Origin of the sequence: Filimonas effusa (genome assembly GCF_004118675.1) — a bacterium.
Classification (GTDB): Bacteria; Bacteroidota; Bacteroidia; order Chitinophagales; family Chitinophagaceae; genus Filimonas; species Filimonas effusa.
The window spans coordinates 1-660 of record NZ_SDHZ01000012.1 but is presented as its reverse complement, the minus strand read 5'-3'; the positions used below and the strand labels follow the sequence as shown (position 1 = coordinate 660).

General features: G+C 45.2%; 2 rRNA genes. Both read left to right on the top strand.

Annotated features, from left to right (window positions below):
• A 23S ribosomal RNA gene (locus ESB13_RS23655) occupies positions 1-119 on the top strand; the annotation flags it as partial.
• A gap of 185 nt (positions 120-304) precedes the next feature.
• A 5S ribosomal RNA gene (gene rrf, locus ESB13_RS23650) occupies positions 305-416 on the top strand.
• Positions 417-660: the final 244 nt, after the last annotated feature.

The window sequence follows — 660 nt, the reverse complement described above, 5'->3', positions numbered from 1 at the left end:
CTACCTCAAGATGAGTTTCCTTTTAAGGGTCGTCAAAGACTATGACGTTGATAGGCTACAGATGTAAGGTTGGTAACAACGAAGTCGAGTAGTACTAATTGCCCGTAAGCTTTAATTTTTTTCTATATCTGTATGAAATAAGTGATCCCAATATGTACATCATTAAGGCTGATGAGTTTTGTTGAAGAAAACTGCCTGCAACCTGAAGCGAAAGAGCAAAGGATAAAACAGGCAAAGCTGAAGCTATAAAAAGCAGAAGCGACAAAAAAGAAGCAACAAAGCAAATCAAAAGCCGGTAAGATCTTATGGTGGTTTTGCCGGGAGTGTTCACCTCTTCCCATACCGAACAGAGAAGTTAAGCCTCCCATGGCCGATGGTACTGCACAGAAATGCGGGAGAGTAGGTAGCTGCCATATTTATTGAAGCCCTTCGCTAACAGCGAGGGGCTTTTTTTTGCACATAACCCAACAAACAGATACACGCCGCCTGGCCTGCTTGTTATCTTCCTGCCTTCAGGGTACCAACTGCTCTCTCTACTTTACTGTCACGCTCCACCCGCTACATACCTGCTTCCTTATCATCCGTCGCCCGCCATCCCCCGCTCTTCGGTTTTATACCCCGCCCGTTAGCTTTGCTGGTTCATATCTCTCTGCAATCAAT